1 protein-coding gene (only partly in view) is annotated in these 20,902 nt (G+C 74.0%); it reads right to left on the reverse strand.

Annotation, left to right across the window (positions count from 1 at the left end; translation table 11 throughout):
• Nucleotides 1–20,902: the 3' portion of a type I polyketide synthase gene (locus tag ACFU9P_RS27445; protein ID WP_384085698.1), read on the reverse strand. 7,715 nt of this gene lie beyond the right edge of the window; only the last 20,902 of its 28,617 coding nucleotides appear in the window; its start codon lies off the right edge, out of view — the gene reads right to left on this strand; the stop codon is at nucleotides 1–3.

Below are 20,902 nucleotides of genomic sequence, written 5' to 3' on the forward strand. Positions count from 1 at the left end.
CTACAGGTCGGACTGGCCGTTGAGCGCGGCCCGCACCAGGTCTGCCACGGCCATCGAGTCGATGGCCTCGCCGGATTCCTCGGTTTCGGCCGGGGCCGTACCGCCCCGGCCGGCGAGCTGGAGCAGTGGCTCCAGTACGCCGATGTCCCGGAGCCGGGCGAGGGGAACGGAGGCGAGCAGGGCCCGGATCTCCGCCTCCTCGGCATCGGTCCCGGTGCCGTCGCCGACGGCGGCAGTGTCGTCGGGCAGGAGCTGCCGCAGGACGTGCTCGGCGAGGGCGGTGGGGGTGGGATGGTCGAAGACGAGCGTCGCGGACAGGCTCAGTCCGGTGGCCGTATTGAGCTGGTTGCGCAGTTCCACGGCTCCGAGCGAGTCGACTCCGAGGTCCCGGAAGGACCGTTCGGCGCCGACGGCGTCCGTGTCCGGGTAGCCCAGGACCTGGGCGGCCCGGGTACGGACCAGCTCCACGACCGTTTCGAGACGCCGGTTCGCGGTCATGGCCAGGAGCCGGTCCCGCAGGCCGCCGCCGTCCGCACCGCCGGTGGGGGCGGCTGCCCGGGCGGCGACCATGTCGCGGTAGCCGGGGAACTCGCGCAGCAGGGCGCTCGGGCGGTTCGCGCCGAAGGCGCCCACGAAGTGCTCCAGGGCGACTTCGGCGACCACCGCGGTCGGTTCGGCCTCCATGACCAGCCGCAGCAGCGCCTCGCAGGCCAGCTCCGGGTCCATGGCGCCGATTCCGGCGCGCTTGGCGGCCTCGTCGGCTCCCGCGCCCTCGGCCATTCCGCCGCCGCCCCAGGCTCCCCAGGCGATAGAGGTGGCCGGGAGGTCCTGGGCCCGCCGCCGTTCGGCGAGGGCGTCGAGGACCGCGTTGGCCGCAGCGTAGTTGGCCTGGCCGAGGTTGCCCACGGCCGCGGAGGCGGACGAGAAGAGGACGAAGGCCGTGAGGTCCAGGCCGCGTGTCAGTTCGTCGAGCAGCAGGGCCGAGGTGACCTTGGCGCGGAAGACCGGGGCGAACCGCTCCGGGGTGAGCCGGTCGAGCACTCCGTCGTCGAGGACCCCGGCCGTGTGCACCACGCCGGTCAGCGGGTGCTCGTCGGGGATGTCCGCGAGGACGGCGGTCACTTGGCCGCGGTCGGCGGCGTCGCACGCGGTGAGGGTGACCCGGGCGCCGAGCCCTTCGAGTTCGGCGCGCAGCGCGTCCGCGCCGGGTGCCCCGGGGCCGCGGCGGCTGAGCAGCACCAGGTGCCGGACTCCGTCGCGGGCGAGCCTGCGGGCGACATGGGCGCCGAGGGCTCCGGTGCCGCCGGTGATCAGTACGGTGCCGTCCGGGTCCCAGGTACGGGCCGGGCGGTTGCCGGGTGCCCGGACCAGCCGCCGGGCGAGGACGGCGGAGGCCCGTACGGCCACTTGGTCCTCCCCGTCGAGTCCGGCCAGCACACCGGTGAGCCCGGCGGCCGTCCGCTCGTCCAGCGTCTCGGGCAGATCGATCAGCCCGCCCCAGCGCTCCGGATACTCCAGCGCGGCGACCCGGCCCAGACCCCAGACGGCGGCCTGGAGCGGGTGGCGGGGTTCGTCCGTACGGTGCGTGGAGACCGCGCCCCGGGTCAGGCACCAGAGCGGGGCGCCGATTCCGGCGTCGCCCAGTGCCTGGAGCAGAACGGCGGTGAGGGCCGTCCCCTCGGGCACGCCGCCCGCCAGGGAGTCCCGCAGGGCGAGGAGCGAGACGACTCCGGCGAAGGGCGCGCCGTCGGTACCAGCGCCGTCGGTACCAGCGCCGTCGGTACCAACGCTGTCGGTACGGGAGCTGCCGGTACGGGCGTTGTCGCCCAGGGCCCTGAGTTCCGCGGCCAGTGCGGCCCGGTCGGGGGCGCCGACCGGGGCCCGTACGACCGAGGTGCCCAGCGCGTCGAGCGCCGCCGACACCCAGGCGTCCTCGGCCAGTTCCGCCGGGACGACGGCGAGCCAGGTTCCCGTCAGCGGTTTGCGGTGCGCGAGGGAGGCGCCGGCCACCGGCTTCCAGACGACCCGGTGGCGCCAGCCCTCCACGACCGACTCGTCGTCGCGCTGCCGGCGCCAGTCCAGCAGCGCGGGAAGCACCTTCGACAGGGCGTCGCCCTCGACGTCCAGGGTGGATTCGAGCGAGGCGAAGTCCTCCCGCTCCACGGCCTCCCAGAACGCCTTGTCCGTCGCGGCGGTCTCCGGTGTCTGTGGCGCCTGCGCGTCGGCCGGCGCGGTGTCGGGCCAGAACCGGCCGTGCTGGAAGGCGTACGTCGGCAGATCGACCCATCGCGCGCCGGTGTCCGCGAAGAACGCGGACCAGCGCGGTCCGGCCCCGTGCACATGCAGCCGGGCCATTGCGGTGACCAGGGTGGTCTCCTCGTCCCTGCCCTTGCGCAGGACCGGTACGGCCAGGGCGGCCGGCGGGGCCGACTCCTGGGCCAGCGCGGCGAGCACCCCGTCGGGGCCCAGCTCCAGGAAGGCGGTGACCCCGCGCCCGGCCATCGTCCGGACGCCGTCGGCGAACCGTACGGCCTCGCGGACATGCCGTACCCAGTACTCGGCGGTGCACAGCTCCTCGGCAGTGGCGAGAGCACCGCTCACATTCGAGATCACCGGAATACGAGGCGCCTGGTAGGCGAGCCCCTCGGCGACCGCGCGGAAGCCGTCCAGCATCGGGTCCATCAGCGGGGAGTGGAAGGCGTGCGAGACCCGCAGCCTGCTGGTCTTGCGGCCCCGCTTCTCCAGTTCGGCCGCCACCTCCAGCACGGTGTCCTCATAACCCGAGATCACCACCGAGGTCGGGCCGTTGAGCGCGGCAATCGACACCCGGTCGGCCCGGTCGGTGAGGAACGGGGTGATCTCGTCCTCGGTGGCCTGGACTGCGACCATCGCACCGCCGGTGGGCAGCGCCCGCATCAGCTTCGCGCGGGCCACGACCAGCCGGCAGGCGTCCTCCAGCGAGAACACCCCGGCCACATGGGCGGCGGCGATCTCGCCGATCGAGTGTCCGGCCACAAAGTCCGGGGTCACCCCCCACGACTCCACCAGCCGGAACAGCGCCACTTCAATCGCGAAGAGCGCGGGCTGTGTGAAGCCCGTGTCATTGAGGGCTCCGGCGTCCTCGCCCCAGATCACCTCGCGCAGCGGGCGCTCCAACTCCCCGTCCAGCACGGCCAGTACGGAGTCCAGGGCCTCGGCGAAGACCGGGAACCGCTCGTACAGCTCCCGGCCCATGCCGAGCCGCTGCGAGCCCTGACCGGAGAAGAGGACGGCGCGCTTGCCGGTCTTCTCCACCCGGTGCTCGGCGAGCTGGGCGAGGGTGTTGCCCTCGGACAGGGCGGCGAGACCGTCGAGCAGCGCGTCACGTCCGGTGACGGTCACGGCGGCCCGGTGCTCGAAGACCGAGCGGGTCGTGGCGAGCGAGAAGGCGAGGTCGGTCAGGTCGAGACCGGGGTGCTCGGTGATGCGGGCGAGGAGGCGGCGGGCCTGGGCGCGCAGCGCGTTCTCGGTCCGGCCGGAGAGCAGCACCGGCAGGGTGGTGGCCCGGCGACCGTCGGCCGGAGCCTCCGACTCGGGGTCCGGTGCCTGTTCCAGGATCAGGTGCGCGTTCGTACCGCTGGCGCCGAACGAGGAGACCCCGGCGCGGCGCGGGCGGCCCGAGTCCGGCCAGGCGACCGGCTCGGTGAGCAGCCGGGCAGCGCCCGCCGTCCAGTCGACATGGGAGGTCGGGGTCTCGGCGTACAGCGACTTCGGCAGGGTGCCGTGCCGCATCGCCATCACCATCTTGATCACGCCCGCGACACCCGAAGCCGCCTGGGTGTGACCGATGTTGGTCTTGAGCGAGCCGAGCAGCACCGGGCGCTCCGGGTCGCGGTCCTGGCCGTACGTGGCGAGCAGCGCCTGCGCCTCGATCGGGTCACCGAGCTTCGTCCCCGTACCGTGCGCCTCCACCGCGTCCACATCGGCTGGCGACAGACCGGAGTTGGCGAGCGCCTGCCGGATGACCCGCTGCTGGGCGGGGCCGCTGGGCGCGGTCAGCCCGTTGGAGGCGCCGTCCTGGTTGATCGCCGAGCCGCGCAGGACCGCCAGTACGTGGTGGCCGTTGCGGCGGGCGTCGGAGAGCCGCTCGACGACGAGCATGCCGACGCCCTCGGACCATCCTGTGCCGTCCGCCGCTTCGGAGAACGCCTTGCAGCGGCCGTCGGAGGAGAGCGCGCCCTGCGCGCTGAACTCCACGAAGCCCGCCGGGGTCGCCATCACGGTCACCCCGCCGGCCAGCGCGATCGAGCACTCGCCGGACCGCAGGGCCTGGGCCGCGAGATGCAGCGCGACCAGCGACGAGGAGCACGCGGTGTCCACGGAGACCGTGGGGCCCTGGAGACCGAAGGAGTACGCCAGCCGTCCTGACAGGAGGCTCGCGGACTGCGCGGTCTCCCACTGGCCCGCCTCGGCGGGCGGCCGGTAGTCGCCACTGCCGCCGCCGACATAGACGCCGGTGGTGGTGCCGCGCAGGGTCGCCGCGTCGATGCCGGCGCGCTCCAGTGCCTCCCAGGCGGCTTCGAGGACGATACGTTGCTGCGGGTCCATCACGATCGCCTCGCGCGGCGAAATACCGAACAGGCCCGGGTCGAAGTCGGCCGCGTCGTAGAGGAATCCGCCCCGGCCGGTGGCGCTGCGTCCGCGTCCGCCCTCGGGCGGGCCGCCGAGCAGGGTGTCGAGATCCCAGCCGCGGTCGGTGGGGAAGTCGCCGACGGCGTCGGTGCCTTCGGTGACGAGCCGCCACAGGTCCTCGGGGGAGCCGACACCGCCCGGGTAGCGGCAGGCCATGCCGACGATGACAACAGGGTCGTTGCCCGTCTGCACCGAAGCCGCGACGGGTGCGATGGTGGCGGGGGCCTCTCCGAGCAGCAACGTCCGCAGTTCCGCCGCGAGTTCGGCGGGGGTGGGGTGGTCGAAGACGAGGGTCGCGGGCAGCCCGAGCCCGGTCGCCTCCTTGAGCTGGTTGCGCAGATCGACGGCGGTCAGCGAGTCGAAGCCGAGGTCACGGAAGGGCAGATCGGACTCGACCGCGGCGGTGTCCGGGTGGCCCAGGACGACGGCGGCCTTCTCGGTGACCAGGGTGAGCAGCGCGTCGGCGCGCTCGGTGGCGGGCAGTCCGAGCAGCCACTGCCGGTACGTACCGGCCCCCGACCCGGACAGCTCCTCCGCACGGTCGCGGGCCGCCGCCTCGACGGCGGTGCGGGCCTCGGGCAGGTCCGCGAACAGGTGGCTGGGGCGGGCCTCGGTGAAGGCGGGTGCGAAGGTCTCCCAGCGCACATCGGCCAGGGTGACCGCGGCCCTGCCGTCGGCGACGGCCCGGCCGAGCGCGGTGAGCGCCGCGTCGGTGTCCATGACGGGCAGCCCGTTCATCCGGAGATGCGCGGCCATTGAGTGGTCGACGGCATCCGTCCAGGCGCCCCAGGCGACCGAGAGGGCGGTGGCGCCCCGGGCACGGCGCTGCCGGGCGAAGGCGTCCAGGAAGGCGCCGAGGGCTGCCTCGGTGTCCCGGCCCCGTACGCCCCAGACTCCGGCGATCGAGCCGAACAGGACAAAGGCGTCCAGCGGCCGGTCGCCGAGGACCGCGTCGAGCTGGACCACTCCGGCCAGTGCCGACGCGAGCGCGGCTTCGGAATCGTCCTCCGGCTCCTCGGCGTGGATCACCGCGGTGAGCGGCGCGTCCTCGGGGACGGTGGCGAGGAGCGCGGTCAGCGCGTCCGGGTCGGCCAGGTCGCAGACGGCCAGGGCGGCCGTGGCGCCGAGCTGCTTCAGCTCGGCTTCGAGCGCCTCGGATCCGGCGAGATCGGAGGGGTGACGGCCGGTCAGTACGAGATGCCGGGCACCCTCGCGGGCCAGCCTGCGGGCGGCCCGGGCGCCCATCGTCCCCGTACCGCCGACGATGAGCACCGTGCCGGAGGGCCGCCAGAAGCCGCCCTCGGCGGATGCTTCGGATGCCCCGGGGGCTTCAGGTGCCGTACGGACCAGGCGCCGGCCGAAGTCTCCGGTGGCACGGACCGCGATCTGGTCCTCGCCGTCCCGTCCAGCCAGAGCGGCGGCGAAGGCGGCGCGCGCCCGCTCGTCCAGCGACTCGGGAAGGTCGATCAACCCGCCCCAGCGGTCCGGGTGTTCGAGCGCGGCGACCCGGCCCCGGCCCCAGACGGTGGCCTGTGCGGAGTTGTGCGGCGGCTCGGACGGGGTTACGGAGACGGCTCCCCGGGTGACGCACCACAGCGGGGCGTCGATGCCCGCCCCGTCGAGGGCCGACAGCAGGACGGCGGGCGTGGCCGAGCCGGCGGGCAGGTCATCGGTTCCGGCGGCGAGCAGCGAGACGACCCCGGCGAAACCGGTCCCGTCCGCCCGCTCGGAGACCGCCTCCGAGGCAGCCGATGCCAGCCGCTCCCGCAGGGCCGCGTGGCCGTCGGCGGTGAGGTCCACTTCCACTCGTACGGTGTCCGGGCCCAGCGCCTCGACGGCGGCGGCCGTCCACTCGTCCTGCTCGCCGGCCGGTACGAGCACCAGCCAGTTGCCCATGCGTTCAGGGGCGGCGGAGAGTCCGGGCAAGTCCGACAGCTCGGTCCAGCTTTCGTGGTATCGCCAGTTCGCCCCCGCCGTCCGCTCGTTCCTGCGGCGGCGCCATGCGGAGAGCGCGGGCACCATCGTGGTCACGGTCTCGCCGTCCAGGTCGAGCGAGGCGGCCAGCGACTCCAGGTCCTCCCGCTCCACCGCCGACCAGAACTCGGCGTCCACCGGGTCCGGCGCGCCGCCTTCGGCACCGTCCGCGAGCGGTACGGCGGCCTCCGGCCAGTACCGCTCGCGCTGGAACGCGTACGTCGGCAGCTCGACCCGGTGCGCGCCTGTGCCCTCGAAGAAGGCGGACCAGCGCGGTCCCGCGCCATGCGTGTGCAGCGTGGCGAGGGCCGCGACCACGGCCTCTTCCTCGCTCCGGCGCGCGCGCAGCAGCGGCACCAGCACGGGCGCGGGATCGGCTCCGTCCAGGCTCTGCCCGGCCATGGCGCAGAGCACTCCGTCGGGGCCCAGCTCCACAAAGGCCGTGACGCCAGCGTCGCGCAGGGTCCGTACCCCGTCGGCGAACCGTACGGCCTCACGGACATGCCGTACCCAGTAGGCGGGCGAGCGCAGTTCGTCCGCGGTGGCCAGTTCACCGGTGAGGTTGGACACCACCGGGAGCAGGGGCTCGTGGTACGTGAGGGTCTCGGTGACCCGGGCGAAGTCCGCGAGCATCGGGTCCATCAGCGGGGAGTGGAAGGCGTGCGAGACCCGCAGCCTCCTGGTCCTGCGGCCGTCGGCGGCGAGGCGCTCGGCGATCTCCAGGACGGCGTCCTCGGCACCGGCGACGACCAGCGCCTCGGGCCCGTTGAGCGCCGCGATCGACACGTTCTCGCCGAGCAGCGGGGTGATCTCGTCCTCGGTGGCCTGGACGGCGACCATCGCGCCGCCCTGCGGAAGGGCCTGCATCAGGGAGGCGCGGGCCGCCACCAGACGGCAGGCGTCCTCCAGTGAGAACACACCCGCCACATGGGCGGCGGTGATCTCTCCGATGGAGTGCCCGGCGACGAAGTCCGGGGTCAGGCCCCATGATTCGGCGAGCCGGAAGAGCGCCACCTCGACGGCGAAGAGCGCGGGCTGGGTCCAGCCGGTCTCGTCGAGCAGTTCCGCCTCGAAGGTGCCGGGATCGGCGAACAGCACCTCGCGCAGCGGGAATTCCAGCTCGGTGTCGAGATGGGCGAGGACCGCGTCCAGCGCTTCGGCGAAGACCGGGAACCTGTCGTACAGCTCCCGGCCCATCGCGCCGCGCTGGCTGCCCTGGCCGGAGAAGAGGAACGCCGACCTGCCGGGCGCGCGGCCCGCCGCTCCGCGGGCGCTCTCCCGTACGCCGTCGGCGCCGGCGAGCAGGACCGCGCGGTGCGGGAAGACCGTACGGTCGGTGGCGAGGGAGCGGCCGATGTCCAGGGGGGACAGTCCGGGGTGCTGGGCGGCGAAGGAGGTGAGCCGGTCGATCTGGGCCTGGAGCGCCTCACGGGTCCTGCCGGAGACGATCCAGGGCACAACGGCCGGCTCCACGCCGGGGGTCACGGTCTCATCCGCGACCGCTTCCGGCTCCGCGACCGGTGCCTGCTCGACGATGACATGCGCGTTCGTTCCGCTGACGCCGAAGGCCGAGACTCCGGCCCGGCGCGGGCGGCCGGTCTCCGGCCACTCCTGGGCCTCGGTGAGCAGCTCGACCTCGCCCGCCGACCAGTCGACATGTGCCGAAGGGGTGCCGATGTGCAGGGACTTGGGCAGGGTGCCGTGCCGCATGGCGAGCAGCATCTTGATGACGCCGGCGACTCCGGCGGCCGCCTGGGTGTGCCCGATGTTCGACTTGACCGTGCCGAGCAGCAGCGGGCGCTCCCGGTCGCGGCCGTAGGTGGTGAGCAGGGCCTGTGCCTCGATCGGGTCGCCGAGGGTGGTGCCGGTGCCGTGCGCCTCGACGGCGTCGATGTCGGCGGGGGTCAGTCCGGCGTCGGTGAGGGCCTGGCGGATGACGCGCTGCTGGGACGGGCCGTTGGGGGCGGTGAGCCCGTTGGACGCGCCGTCCTGGTTGACGGCGGTGGAGCGGATGATGCCGCGGACCTCGTGCCCGTTCCGTACGGCGTCGGAGAGCCGCTCCAGCACCAGGATGCCGACGCCCTCGGACCAGGCGGTGCCGTCGGCGCTGTCGGAGAACGCCTTGCACCGCCCGTCGGGGGCGAGCCCGCCCTGGGTGGAGAACTCGACGAAGGAGTCGGGGCTCGACATCACGGAGACTCCGCCCGCGATCACCAGCGAGCATTCCCCCGCGCTCAGCGCCTTGCCGGCCCAGTGCATGGCGACCAGCGAGGACGAGCAGGCGGTGTCGACGGTGACGGCCGGGCCCTCCAGGCCGAGCGCGTAGGAGAGCCGACCCGACATGACGCTGGCGGTGTTGCCGGTGGCCGCGTAGCCCCGTACGTCGGAGGCGGAGCGGCGCAGGACGTCCACGTAGTCCTGGCCGTTGGTGCCGACGAAGACGCCGGTGGCGGAGCCGCGCAGCGCGGAGGGGTCGATACCGGCGCGCTCCAGCGCCTCCCAGGTGGTCTCCAGGAGCAGCCGCTGCTGCGGGTCCATCGCGAGGGCCTCGCGCGGGGAGATCCCGAAGAAGCGGGCGTCGAAGTCGGCGACGCCGGTGAGGAATCCGCCTTCGAGGGTGTCCGAGGCGCCCGCGCCGAGGGCCTCGATGTCCCAGCCGCGGTCGGCCGGGAAGGCGGTGATGCCGTCCCTGCCCTCGTCGAGCAGTCGCCACAGCTCCTCGGGCGAGTCGGCGCCGCCGGGGAAGCGGCAGGCCATGCCGACGACGGCGATCGGGTCGTCGTCCAGCAGTCTGCCCGCCGTCACGGGCGCGGCGGTCTCGGGCAGCGAGCCGAGCAGTTCGGCGAGCAGATGGTCCGCGAGTTCGCGCGGGGTGGGCAGGTCGTAGACGAGGGACGCGGGCAGGCTCAGCCCGGTGGACGCGGCGAGTCCGTTGCGGAGTTCGAGGGTGGTCAGCGAGTCGAAGCCCAGATCGCGGAAGGCCCGGTCGTCGTCGACGGCCCGTGCGTCGGAGTGGCCGAGGACGGCGGCCACCTGGGTGCGCAGCAGATCGAGCACATGTCCGGCGCGCTCGGCCTCGGGCAGGGCGGCGAGCCGCTGCCGCAGCTCGGGCTCCCCGGCTGCGGTGCCGTCGGCGGGCGTCGCGGCCCTCCGTACCTCGGGCAGATCGGCGACGAGCGGCAGCGGCCCGGTCGCGGCGAAGGCGCGCGTGAACCGGCTCCAGTCGATGTCGGCGACGGCGAGTGCTGTGTCGTCGTGCTCGACCGCCAGGAGCAGGGCGCGTACGGCGGGCTCGGGCGCGAGGGGTTCGAATCCGCCGCGCCGTACCCGGCTCTCGATCTCTGCGGTGCCGGCGACCATGCCGGATCCGGCCCAGGGGCCCCAGGCGAGGGAGAGCGCGGTGAGGCCGTGTGCGCGCCGGTATTCGGCGAGGGCGTCCAGATAGGCGTTGGCGGCGGCGTAGTTGCCCTGGCCCGCCGCGCCGATGACCCCGGCGGTGGACGAGAACAGGACGAACGCCGCGAGGTCCAGGTCGGCGGTCAGCTCGTGGAGGTGGCGGGCCGCGACGACCTTGGAGCGGAGTACGGCGGTGAAGGCGTCCGGGGTCAGCGCGTCCACGGTGGTGTCCTCGACGACTCCGGCCGTGTGGATCACGGCGGTGAGCGGGGCGTCGTCGGGGATGGCGGCGAGCAGGGCGGCCAGGGCGTCGCGGTCGGCGACATCGCAGGCGGCGACGGTGACGCGGGCGCCCAGTTCCTCCAGTTCGGCGCGGGTTTCCGGGGAGCCGGGGGCGGCCTCGCCGCGCCGTCCGGCGAGCAGCAGATGGCCGGCTCCGTCGTGGGCGAGCCGGCGGGCGACATGCCCGCCGAGTCCGCCGAGACCGCCGGTGATCAGGACGGTGCCGTCGGGGCCGAACGGGCGCCGCCCGCCCGCGGGTCCGGCCGGGGAACGGTCGGGGGCGGGGCTGTGGGTGAGACGCCGTACGAACACGCCGGAGGCACGTACGGCCGTCTCGTTCTCGCCGTCGGTTCCGGCCAGGACGCTCCTGAACCGGCGGGCGGCCTGGATGTCGAGCCGCTCGGGCAGATCGACGGAGCCGCCCCAGCGGCCGGGCCGCTCCAGGGCGACGGTACGGCCGAGTCCCCAGACGGCGGCCTGGTCGAGGCTGATCACATGCTCGGAGCGGCCGACGGACACCGCGCCGCGGGTGACGCTCCACAGCGGCGCGTCGATCCCGGCGTCACCGAGGGCCTGGGCACCGAGGGCCGTCAGGGTCAGGGCGGCGGGCACCTCGGGGTGGGCGGCGCCGTCGTGGCCGACGAGGGCCAGCAGGGACAGGACGCCCGCGAACTCGGCTTCCTCGCCCCGCAGTTCGCCCAGTCGCGCGGTGAGCGCGGCCCGGTCGTCGGTGCCGGTGACCTCGACGAGGACGGTCTCCGTACCGAGCGCGGCGACGACCTCGGCCGCCCACGCTGCATCCTCCGTACGGGCCGGGGCCAGGACCAGCCAGCGGCCGGACAGGACGGCGGGTGAGGTGGAGCCGGACCTCGGTTTCCAGGTGACCCGGTAGCGCCAGCCGTCCACGGCGGACTGCTCGCCGCGGCGGCGCCGCCAGGCGGTGAGGGCGGGGACCATCGTGGTGACCGTGGTGTCGTCCAGGCCGAGCGTGGCGGCCAGTTCGGTCACGTCGTCGCGTTCCACCGCCGACCAGAACTCGGCGTCCAGCGCATTCGCACCGGTCCCGGAACCGATTGCGTCGTCGGCCGCGGCCTCGGGCCAGTAGCGCTCGCGCTGGAAGGCGTACGTCGGCAGCTCGATCCGGCGCGCTCCGCTGTCCGCGAAGTAGGCGGCCCAGTCGATGTCCGCGCCGTTGGCCTGGGCGCCCGCCAACGCGGTGGTGAGGACCCGGACCTCGGGACGGCCGGCCCGCAGCAGCGGCAGCAGTGCGGTACGGGAGTCGTCGGGCAGGCTCTCGCGGGCCATGCCGCAGAGCACGCCGTCGGGGCCGAGTTCCAGGAAGGTCCGTACGCCGCCCCGCTCCGACAGCCAGGCGATCCCGTCGGCGAAGCGTACGGCCGTACGGACATGGCGGACCCAGTATTCGGGGGTGCACACCTGGTCGGCGTCGGCGAGCGCCCCGGTCACGTTCGAGACGAAGGGGATGACCGGCGGATGGTAGATGACGCTCCGCGCGACCTGCGCGAAGTCGTCGAGCATGGCGTCCATCAGCGGCGAGTGGAAGGCGTGCGAGACCCGGAGCCGCTTGGTCTTGCGGCCCTCGGCGCCGAGGGCCGCGGCGATGTCCAGGACGGGGTCCTCGGCGCCCGCGACGACCACCGAGGCGGGCCCGTTGACGGCCGCGACCGAGACCTGGTCGGAGACTTCCGCGAGCAGCGGCAGGACCTCCTCCTCGGTGGCCTGGACCGCGATCATCGCGCCGCCCTCGGGCAGCGCCTGCATCAGCCGGCCGCGCGCGGCCACCAGGGCGCAGGCGTCCGCCAGGGAGAGCACGCCGGCGGCGTGGGCGGCGGCGAGTTCGCCGATGGAGTGCCCGGCGAGATAGTCGGGGGTGAGGCCCCAGGACTCGGCGAGGCGGAACAGCGCGACCTCGATGGCGAACAGCGCGGGCTGGGCGTACGCGGTCCGGTCCAGCAGCGCGGCCTCGGGCGACCCTTCGGCCGCGAACATGATCTCGCGCAGCGGGCGGTCCAGTTCGCCGTCCACATGGGCCAGCACGGCGTCGAGCGCGTCGGCGAACGCGGGGAACCGCTCGTACAGTTCACGTCCCATGCCGGGACGCTGGCTGCCCTGTCCGGTGAACAGGAACGCCGTACGGCCACGGCCCGTACCGCCCTGGACCACTCCGGGTCCCGGCAGTCCGTCGCGCAGCGCCAGCAGTCCGCGCAGCAGTTCGTCGCGCTCCTCCGCCACCACGGCGGCCCGGTGGTCCAGGCTCGCCCGTGAGGTGGCCAGGGAGTGGGCGAGGTCGACGAGTCGGGTGCCGGGCCGCTCCTCCACCAGGGCCAGCAGCCGGCCGGCCTGGGCGCGCAGCGCCGCTTCGCTCCGGGCCGAGACCAGTACGGGCACGGCGCCGGGCACCGCTTCGGGTTCCGGCGCTTCGACGGGCGCGGGGTCGGGGGCCGGTGCCTGCTCCAGGATCGCGTGCGCGTTGGTGCCGCTGAGACCGAACGAGGAGATGGCGCCGCGCCGGGGACGCCCGGTCTCCGGCCAGGCCGTCTCCTCGGTCAGCAGGCCGATGGCGCCCGACGACCAGTCGACGTGCGAGGACGGGGTGTCGATGTGCAGGGACTTCGGTACGACGCCCTCCTGGAGCGCCATCACCATCTTGATCACACTGGCGGCGCCGGAGGCCATCTGGGTGTGACCGATGTTGGACTTGACCGAGCCGAGGAGCAGCGGGCGCTCCGGGTCCCTGTCCTGCCCGTACGTGGTGAGCAGGGCCTGCGCCTCGATGGGGTCGCCCAGCGCGGTGCCGGTGCCGTGCCCCTCGATGACGTCGACCTCGGCGGGCCGCAGTCCGGCGTTGGCGAGAGCCTGGCGGATGACCCGCTGCTGGGACGGGCCGTTGGGGGCGGTCAGGCCGTTGGACGCGCCGTCCTGGTTGACGGCGCTGCCGCGTACCACGGCCAGTACCTGGTGGCCGTTGCGGCGGGCGTCGGAGAGGCGCTCCAGCAGGACGAGGCCGACGCCCTCGGCGAGGGTCATGCCGTCGGCGGAGTCGGCGTACGCCTTGCAGCGCCCGTCGGTGGCGAGGGCCCGCTGCCGGCTGAAGCCGACGAAGGACAGCGGGGTGGACATGATGCTCACCCCGCCGGCCAGCGCGAGGGAGCTCTCGCCGTCGCGCAGTGACTGGCAGGCGAGATGCATCGCGACGAGCGAGGACGAGCAGGCGGTGTCGAGGGTGACCGCCGGGCCCTCGAAGCCGAAGAGATACGAGACGCGGCCGGACAGGACGCTGGAGAGGGTGCCGGTGATGGCGTGGCCCTCGGAGCCCTCCGCGGTGTTGGGCACGGCGGAGGCGTAGTCCTGGTAGCTGGCACCGACGAAGGTGCCGGTCATGCTGCCGCGCTGGGCCAGCGGGTCGATCCCCGCGTGTTCGAAGGCCTCCCAGGCCGTCTCCAGGAGCAGCCGCTGCTGCGGGTCCATGGAGACCGCCTCGCGCGGCGAGATCCCGAAGAAGCCGGGGTCGAAGTCGGCGACGTCGCGCAAAAATCCGCCCTGGACGGAGTAGGTCTTGCCCTGCCGGTCGGGGTCCGGGTCGTAGAGCTTCTCGGCGTCCCAGCCGCGGTCGGCGGGGAAGCCGGAGATGGCGTCGCCGCCCTCCCTGACCAGCCGCCACAGCTCCGCGGAGGAGCTGACGCCGCCGGGGTAGCGGCAGCTCATGCCGATGACGGCGATGGGGTCGTCGTCGGCCGCGGAGAGCGCGGCGGTCGTGCCCGCGTCCCCGGCGGCCGTCCCGGCTCCCGCGATCTCGGACCTGAGGAAGGCGGCCAGCGCGGCGGGGCTGGGGTGGTCGAACACCATGGTGGTGGGCAGGGTCAGCCCGGTGACGGACGCCAGCCGGTTGCGCAGCCCGACCGCGGTGAGCGAGTCGAAGCCGACATCGCGGAAGGCGCGCTGGTCCGGCAGGGCGTCGGCGGACGACAGGCCCAGGACGGCCATGGCCTCCGTACGGACGGTCTCCAGCAGGAGCCGCTCCTGCTCGGCGCCGGAGAGCGCGCGCAGCCGCGCCACGAACTCCCCTTCGGCGGCCGTGCCGGTGGACCGTTCGGCGGCCTCGGTGATCCTCCGTACCTCGGGCACCTCGGTGAAGAGCGTGGTGGGGCGGCCGGAGGTGTAGACGGGGTAGTAGGTGTCCCAGTCGATGTCGGCGACCGCGAGGACGGTCTCGTCGTCGTCCAGGGCGCGCTTGAGCCCGCTGAGGGCGAGCTGCGGGTCCATGAACTCCAGGCCGCTGCGCCGGATCGACTGCGGGTCGACGCGGCCGAGCTTCAGGTCGTCGGCCCAGATGCCCCACGAGAGGGACAGGGCGCGCAGCCCGCGGGCGCGGCGGTGGGCGGCGAGCGCGGCGAGATAGGCGTTGCCCGCCACATAGGCGGCGTGCGCGCCGGTGCCCCACATACCGGCGGTCGACGAGTAGAGGACGAGGTCGTCCAGCTCCTCGTCGTCCAGGAGTTCGTGCAGCACCCGGGCGCCCGCCACCTTGGCGTGCATGACCCGGGCGAAGGCGTCGAGGGTGGTCTCGGCCAGCGGGTACAGCTCGATCAGCGCGGCGGTGTGGACGACGGTCCGTACCGTACGGCCTTCGGCCTTGAGTCCTGCCAGCAGTGCGGCGACCGCGTCCCGGTCGGTCACATCGCAGGCGACCGCGACGGCTTCGGTGCCCGACTCGGCGAGTTCCGCGACGAGTTCGGCCGCCCCCGGGGCGTCCATGCCGCGTCGGCTGGTCAGTACGAGATGTCCGGCGCCCTGGGCGGCGAGCCAGCGCGCGAGGTGCGGGGCGAGGGTTCCGGAGCCGCCGGTGATGAGGGTGGTGCCGCGCGGGGTCCAGTCGCGGGCGGGTGACCGCTCGCCGGCGGCGGCGCGGACGATACGGCGGGTGAACACGCCGGAGGAGCGGATGGCAAGCTGGTCCTCCTCGCCCAGGGCTCCGGCCAGGACGGATACGAGCCGGCTCGCGGCCCGTTCGTCCAGCGCGGGCGGCAGATCGACGACCCCGCCCCAGCGCTGCGGATGCTCCAGCGCGGCCGTCCAGCCCACTCCGGCGACCTGCGCCTGAACGGGCGAGGTGATCTCGTCGGAGCGGCCCGTGGAGACAGCGCCCCAGGTCAGGAACCAGAGCGGCGCGTCCACGTCGACATCGCCCAGCGCCTGCACCAGCGCAACGGTCAGGGCCAGTCCGAGGGACAGCCCGGGGTGCAGGGTGCCCGGCTCTTCGGCGGCGGCGAGCGTCGAGACGATTCCGCTGATCCCGCCGATCTCTTCGAGCCCGGTCAGGTGCCCGGCGAGGATCTCGCGGTCCACGCACAGCTCGTCCAGGACCAGCCGCCGTACCTCCGCGCCCTGGCCGCTCAGCGCGGCCACGATCTCGGTGTCGTCGGTGCCCTCGGCGGACACCACCAGCCAGGTGCCGGCCAGTTGGGCGCGCGGCAGGCTGGTCACCGGGTTCCAGGACTCCCGGTAGCGCCAGGAGTCGACGGTCGTACGGTCCTTGCGCGACCTGCGCCACGACGACAGCGCGGGCAGCACCGCCGCCACCGATCCCTCGTCCGCGCCGAGCGCCGAGGTCAGCGCGGAGACGTCCTCCTGCTCCACCGCCGCCCAGAACTCCTCGTCGGCGGGGTCCGAGGCGACCGCCCGCTCCGGCTCCGGCGGTACGGCCCAGAGCTGTTCGCGCTGGAAGGCATAGGTCGGCAGATCCACCCGCCGCGCGCCGGTGTCCGTGAAGAGCGCGCCCCAGTCGAACTCGACCCCGCGGACATACAGCTCGGCGGCCGAGAGCAGGAAGCGCGTGAAGCCGCCGTGGTCGCGGCGCAGTGTGCCGCCGGCGACACCCGGTTCGCCGGTCTCGTCGATCATGTCCTGTACGGACATGGACAGTACGGGGTGCGAGCTGACCTCGACGAACGTACGGTGGCCCGCGCCCAGCAGCTCACGGACGGCGTCGGCGAAGAGGACGCGCTGCCGCAGATTGCGGAACCAGTAGCCCGCGTCCATCTCCTCGGTGTCCAGCCACGCACCGGTCATCGTCGAGAAGAACGGGACCTGAGACGTCTGAGGACGCACCGGCTCCAGCACATCGAGGAGTTCGTCCCGCAGATCCTCGACCTGCGCCGAGTGCGACGCGTAGTCGACGGCGATACGGCGGACCCGTACCTCCTGGGCGGTCAGCTCGGCGAACAGCTCGTCCAGCGCCCCCGGTTCACCCGAGACGACCACGGAGCGCGGGCCGTTCACGGCAGCGATGGAAATGCGGTCCGGCCAGGCCTCCAGCCTGCTCTCGACCTCACCGACCGGCAGCGGAACCGACATCATCCCGCCACGCCCCGCCAGCCGGCGCCCGATCGCCTGACTCCGCAGCGCCACCACCCGCGCACCGTCCTGGAGCGAGAGCGCCCCGGACACCACGGCGGCGGCGATCTCCCCCTGCGAGTGGGCGACGACCGCCGCGGGCTCCACACCGTACGAACGCCACACCGCGGCGAGCGACACCATCACGGCGAACGATGCGGGCTGCACCACGTCGACCCGCTCCAGCGTCGGAGCGCCCTCGGCCCCGCGCAGCACATCCACCAGCGACCAGTCGACAAACTCGCCCAGCGCCGCCGCGCATTCGGCAATGCGATCGGCGAACACCGTTGATTCATCGAGGAGTTGGGCACCCATGCCCGCCCACTGCGACCCCTGCCCGGGGAAGACGAACACCGTCCTGCCCTCGACATCGGCGACACCCCGGGCGACCGCGGCCGACGGGCCGTCCGTCGCGATCGCGCGCAGCGCCTCCATGTGGTCCTGGTCCCCGGCCGGGACGAGCACCGCGCGGTGCTCGAAGGCGGCGCGCGACGCGACCAGCGAGTGGGCCACATCGAGCGGCCTGAGCCCGGGTTCCCGGTTCTCGATGTACGAGAGGAGCCGCGCGGCCTGTTCGCGCAGCGCCGCGCCGGTCCGGCCCGACACGACCCAGGGCAGCGCGCCGCCCGCGACCGGCACCGGCTCGACGGCGGGCGCGGACTCCGCGGACTCCTCGTCCTCCGGGGCCTGTTCGAGCAGGGTGTGGGCGTTGGTGCCGCTGATGCCGAAGGACGAGACCGCGCACCGGCGCGGGCGTCCCGTGTCCGGCCACTCCACCGCCTCCGACAGCAGCCGCACAGCGCCCGACGACCAGTCAACGTGCGACGACGGATTGTCCGCGTGCAGGGTGCGCGGCAGCACGCCGTTGCGGAGTGCCATCACCATCTTGATCACACTGGCGACACCGGCGGCGGACTGGGCGTGCCCGATGTTCGACTTGACCGAGCCGAGCAGCAGGGCGTGCTCGGGGTCGCGCTCCCTGCCGTACGTGGCCATCAGGGCCTGGGCCTCGATCGGGTCGCCGAGGGGGGTGCCGGTGCCGTGCGCCTCCAGGGCGTCCACCTCGTCGGGAGACAGTCCGGCGTTGGCCAGTGCCTGGCGGATGACGCGCTGCTGGGACGGGCCGTTGGGGGCGGTCAGGCCGTTGGACGCGCCGTCCTGGTTGATCGCCGAGCCGCGGATCACCGCGAGGACCGGATGTCCGTTGCGCCGCGCGTCGGAGAGCCGCTCGACCAGCAGGATGCCGACGCCCTCGGCGAGGGTCATCCCGTCCGCGTCGTCGGAGAAGGCCTTGCAGCGGCCGTCCTGGGCGAGGGCCCGCTGCCTGCTGAAGGCGACGAAGGGCGCGGGGGTCGTCATGATCGTGGCGCCGCCCGCGACGGCCATCGTCGACTCGCCGTTGCGGAGGGACTGGCAGGCGAGGTGCAGGGCGACCAGCGACGACGAGCAGGCCGTGTCGACGGTGACGGCGGGGCCCTCCAGGCCGAAGACGTACGAGAGCCGGCCGGACAGGACGCTGGGGCTGCTGCCGGTGACCATGTGACCCTCGGCCCCGTCGCCGGCGCCGAGCCCGTACTCCTGGTAGCTGGAGCCGATGAAGGTGCCGGTGAGGCTTCCCCGGGTGGCCGCCGGGTCGATTCCGGCGCGCTCGAAGGTCTCCCAGGTGGTCTCAAGCAGCAGCCGCTGCTGGGGGTCCATCACCAGGGCCTCGCGCGGCGAGATACCGAAGAACGTGGGGTCGAACGCGTCGGCCTCGTGCAGGAATCCGCCGCGCGTCGAGTACGTACGGCCCTGCCGGTCCGGGTCGGGGTCGAAGAGCCCCTCGGCGTCCCAGCCGCGGTTGACCGGGAACTCGCTGACCGCGTCGGCGCCCTGGACGACCAGGTCCCAGAGCTGCTCGGGCGAGCCCGCCCCGCCGGGGAAGCGGCAGCTCATACCGATGATGGCGATGGGTTCGTCGTCGGCGGCGCCGGTGGCGACGGGGCCCGCGACCTCCAGCACGGCGCCGAGGATCTCGGCGCGCAGATAGTCCGCCAGCTCCAGCGGGGTCGGGTAGTCGAAGACCATGGTGCTGGGCAGGGTGAGACCGGTGGTTCCGGCCAGCCGCTTGCGCAGCTCGACGGCGGTGAGCGAGTCGAAGCCGATGTCGCGGAAGGCGCGGGCCTCCGGGACGCCGTCGGCGGAGCTGTGGCCGAGGACGGCCGCGGCCTCGGACCGTACGAGATCGGTGAGGAGGCGGGTCTGCTCCGGCTCGGCCAGGGCGCGTACGCGGGTGGCGAACTCCGAGGCGCTGCCGGTGTCCGCGGCCTGGTCCCCGGCGGTCTCGGCGAGTGTCCGTACCTCGGGCAGGCCGGCGAGCAGGGCGCTGGGGCGGGCGGAGGTGAAGACCGGCGCGTAGCGCTCCCAGTCGATATCGGCCACCGTGACGGTGGTGTCCTGGACCAGCACGGCGCGGCGCAGTTCGGCGATGGCGGGGCCGGGCTCCAGGAAGCCGAGGCCCTGGCGCCGGAAGGTGCCGGAGACGGACTCGTCGGCGGCCATGCCGGCTTCGGCCCAGGGGCCCCAGGCCACCGAGGTGGCGGTGAGACCGCGGGCGCGGCGGTGTTCGGCGAGCGCGTCGAGATAGGCGTTGGCGGCGCCGTAGGCGCTCTGGCCGCCGCTGCCCCAGACTCCGGCGATGGAGCCGAAGAGGACGAAGAAGTCGAGGTCCCGGTCGCCGAGGAGGGCGTCGAGATGGGCGGCCCCGGCGAGCTTCGCCGAGGTCAGATCCGCGAATTCGGCGAGTCCCGTGTCGGCCAGCGGCCCGTACTGGCCGACGCCCGCGGTGTGCACCACTCCGGTGAGCGGGAGTCCGTCGGGGACGGCGGCGAGTACGGCGGCGAGCGCGTCGCGGTCGGCGGCGTCGCAGGCGGCGATGGTGACGCGGGCGCCCGACTCCTCCAGTTCGGCGCGGAGTTCCGCGGCGCCTGGCGCGTCCGGGCCGCGCCTGCTGGTCAGTACGAGGTGCTCCGCGCCCGAGCGGGCCAGCCAGCGGCCCACCTCGGCGCCGAGGCCGCCGGTGCCGCCGGTGATGAGCACGGTGCCGCGGGCGGTGAACTCCTGGGCGGCGGGCAGCTCTTCGACCGGATGGCGGACGAGCCTGCGGCCGCTGACGCCGGAGGCGCGCAGCGCCACCTGGTCCTCGCCGTCGGGGGTGTCCTTGGTGGCGAGCAGTCCGGCCAGGCGCTGCGCGGCCTGCTGGTCGAAGGTCTCCGGCAGATCGACCAGTCCGCCCCACAGCCGGGGGTACTCCAGCGCGACGGTCCTGCCGAGGCCCCAGGCGGTGGCCTGGGCGGGGTGGGTGAGCGGGTCGCCGGGCCCGGTGGACACGGCGCCCCGGGTGGCGGTCCAGAGCCGTCCCCGCGCGGAGGTGTCGCCCAGTGCCTGGACGAGTGCGACCGTCAGGGCGAGACCGTCGGTGAGCGGCGGGTACGCGGCGCTCGGCCGCTCGTCGAGCGGCAGTACGGACAGGACGCCGGCCGTGCCGTCGTACTCCTCGACGGCGAGCAGCCGTTCGGCGAGGACGGCCCGGTCGGCGCACGAGGCGTCGAGGACCAGCGTGCGTACGCGGGCGCCGTGCGCGCCGAGCGCGCCCGTCAGTTCGTCGCGGAGGGTCTCGTCGACGGCGTCGGTGGTGACGAGGAGCCAGGTGCCGTCCAGGACGGGGGCGGCGGGCCTGCGCAGCGCGGTCCACTCGGTGCGGTAGCGCAGGGAGTCGAGGAGGGTCTTCTCCTTCGCGCCGCGCCGCCAGGAGGTCAGCGCGGGCAGCAGGGAGCCGAGGGAGTCGTGGTCCTGCTCGCCGAGGCCGAGGATCGTGGCGAGTTCGTCGGCGTCGCCGCGCTCCACGGCGGCCCACAGGCGCTGGTCCCCCGGTTCTGCCGGGGCCTCGGCGAGGCCCGGCCGGGTGAGCTGCGGCCAGTAGAACTCGTGCTGGAAAGCATAGGTCGGCAGGTCCACCCGCCGGGCGCCGCTGTCCGCGAAGTAGGCCCGCCAGTCCGATGCGGCGCCGTGCGTCTGGAGCAGGGCCAGCGCGGTGGTGACGGCGACTTCCTCCGTACGGTCGGCCCGGAGCAGCGGGACGAGCGCAGCGTCGTCGGAGTCGCCGAGGGTGTCCCGCGCCATCGCG

The organism is Streptomyces sp. NPDC057617, assembly GCF_042800555.1.
Lineage (GTDB): Bacteria > Actinomycetota > Actinomycetes > Streptomycetales > Streptomycetaceae > Streptomyces.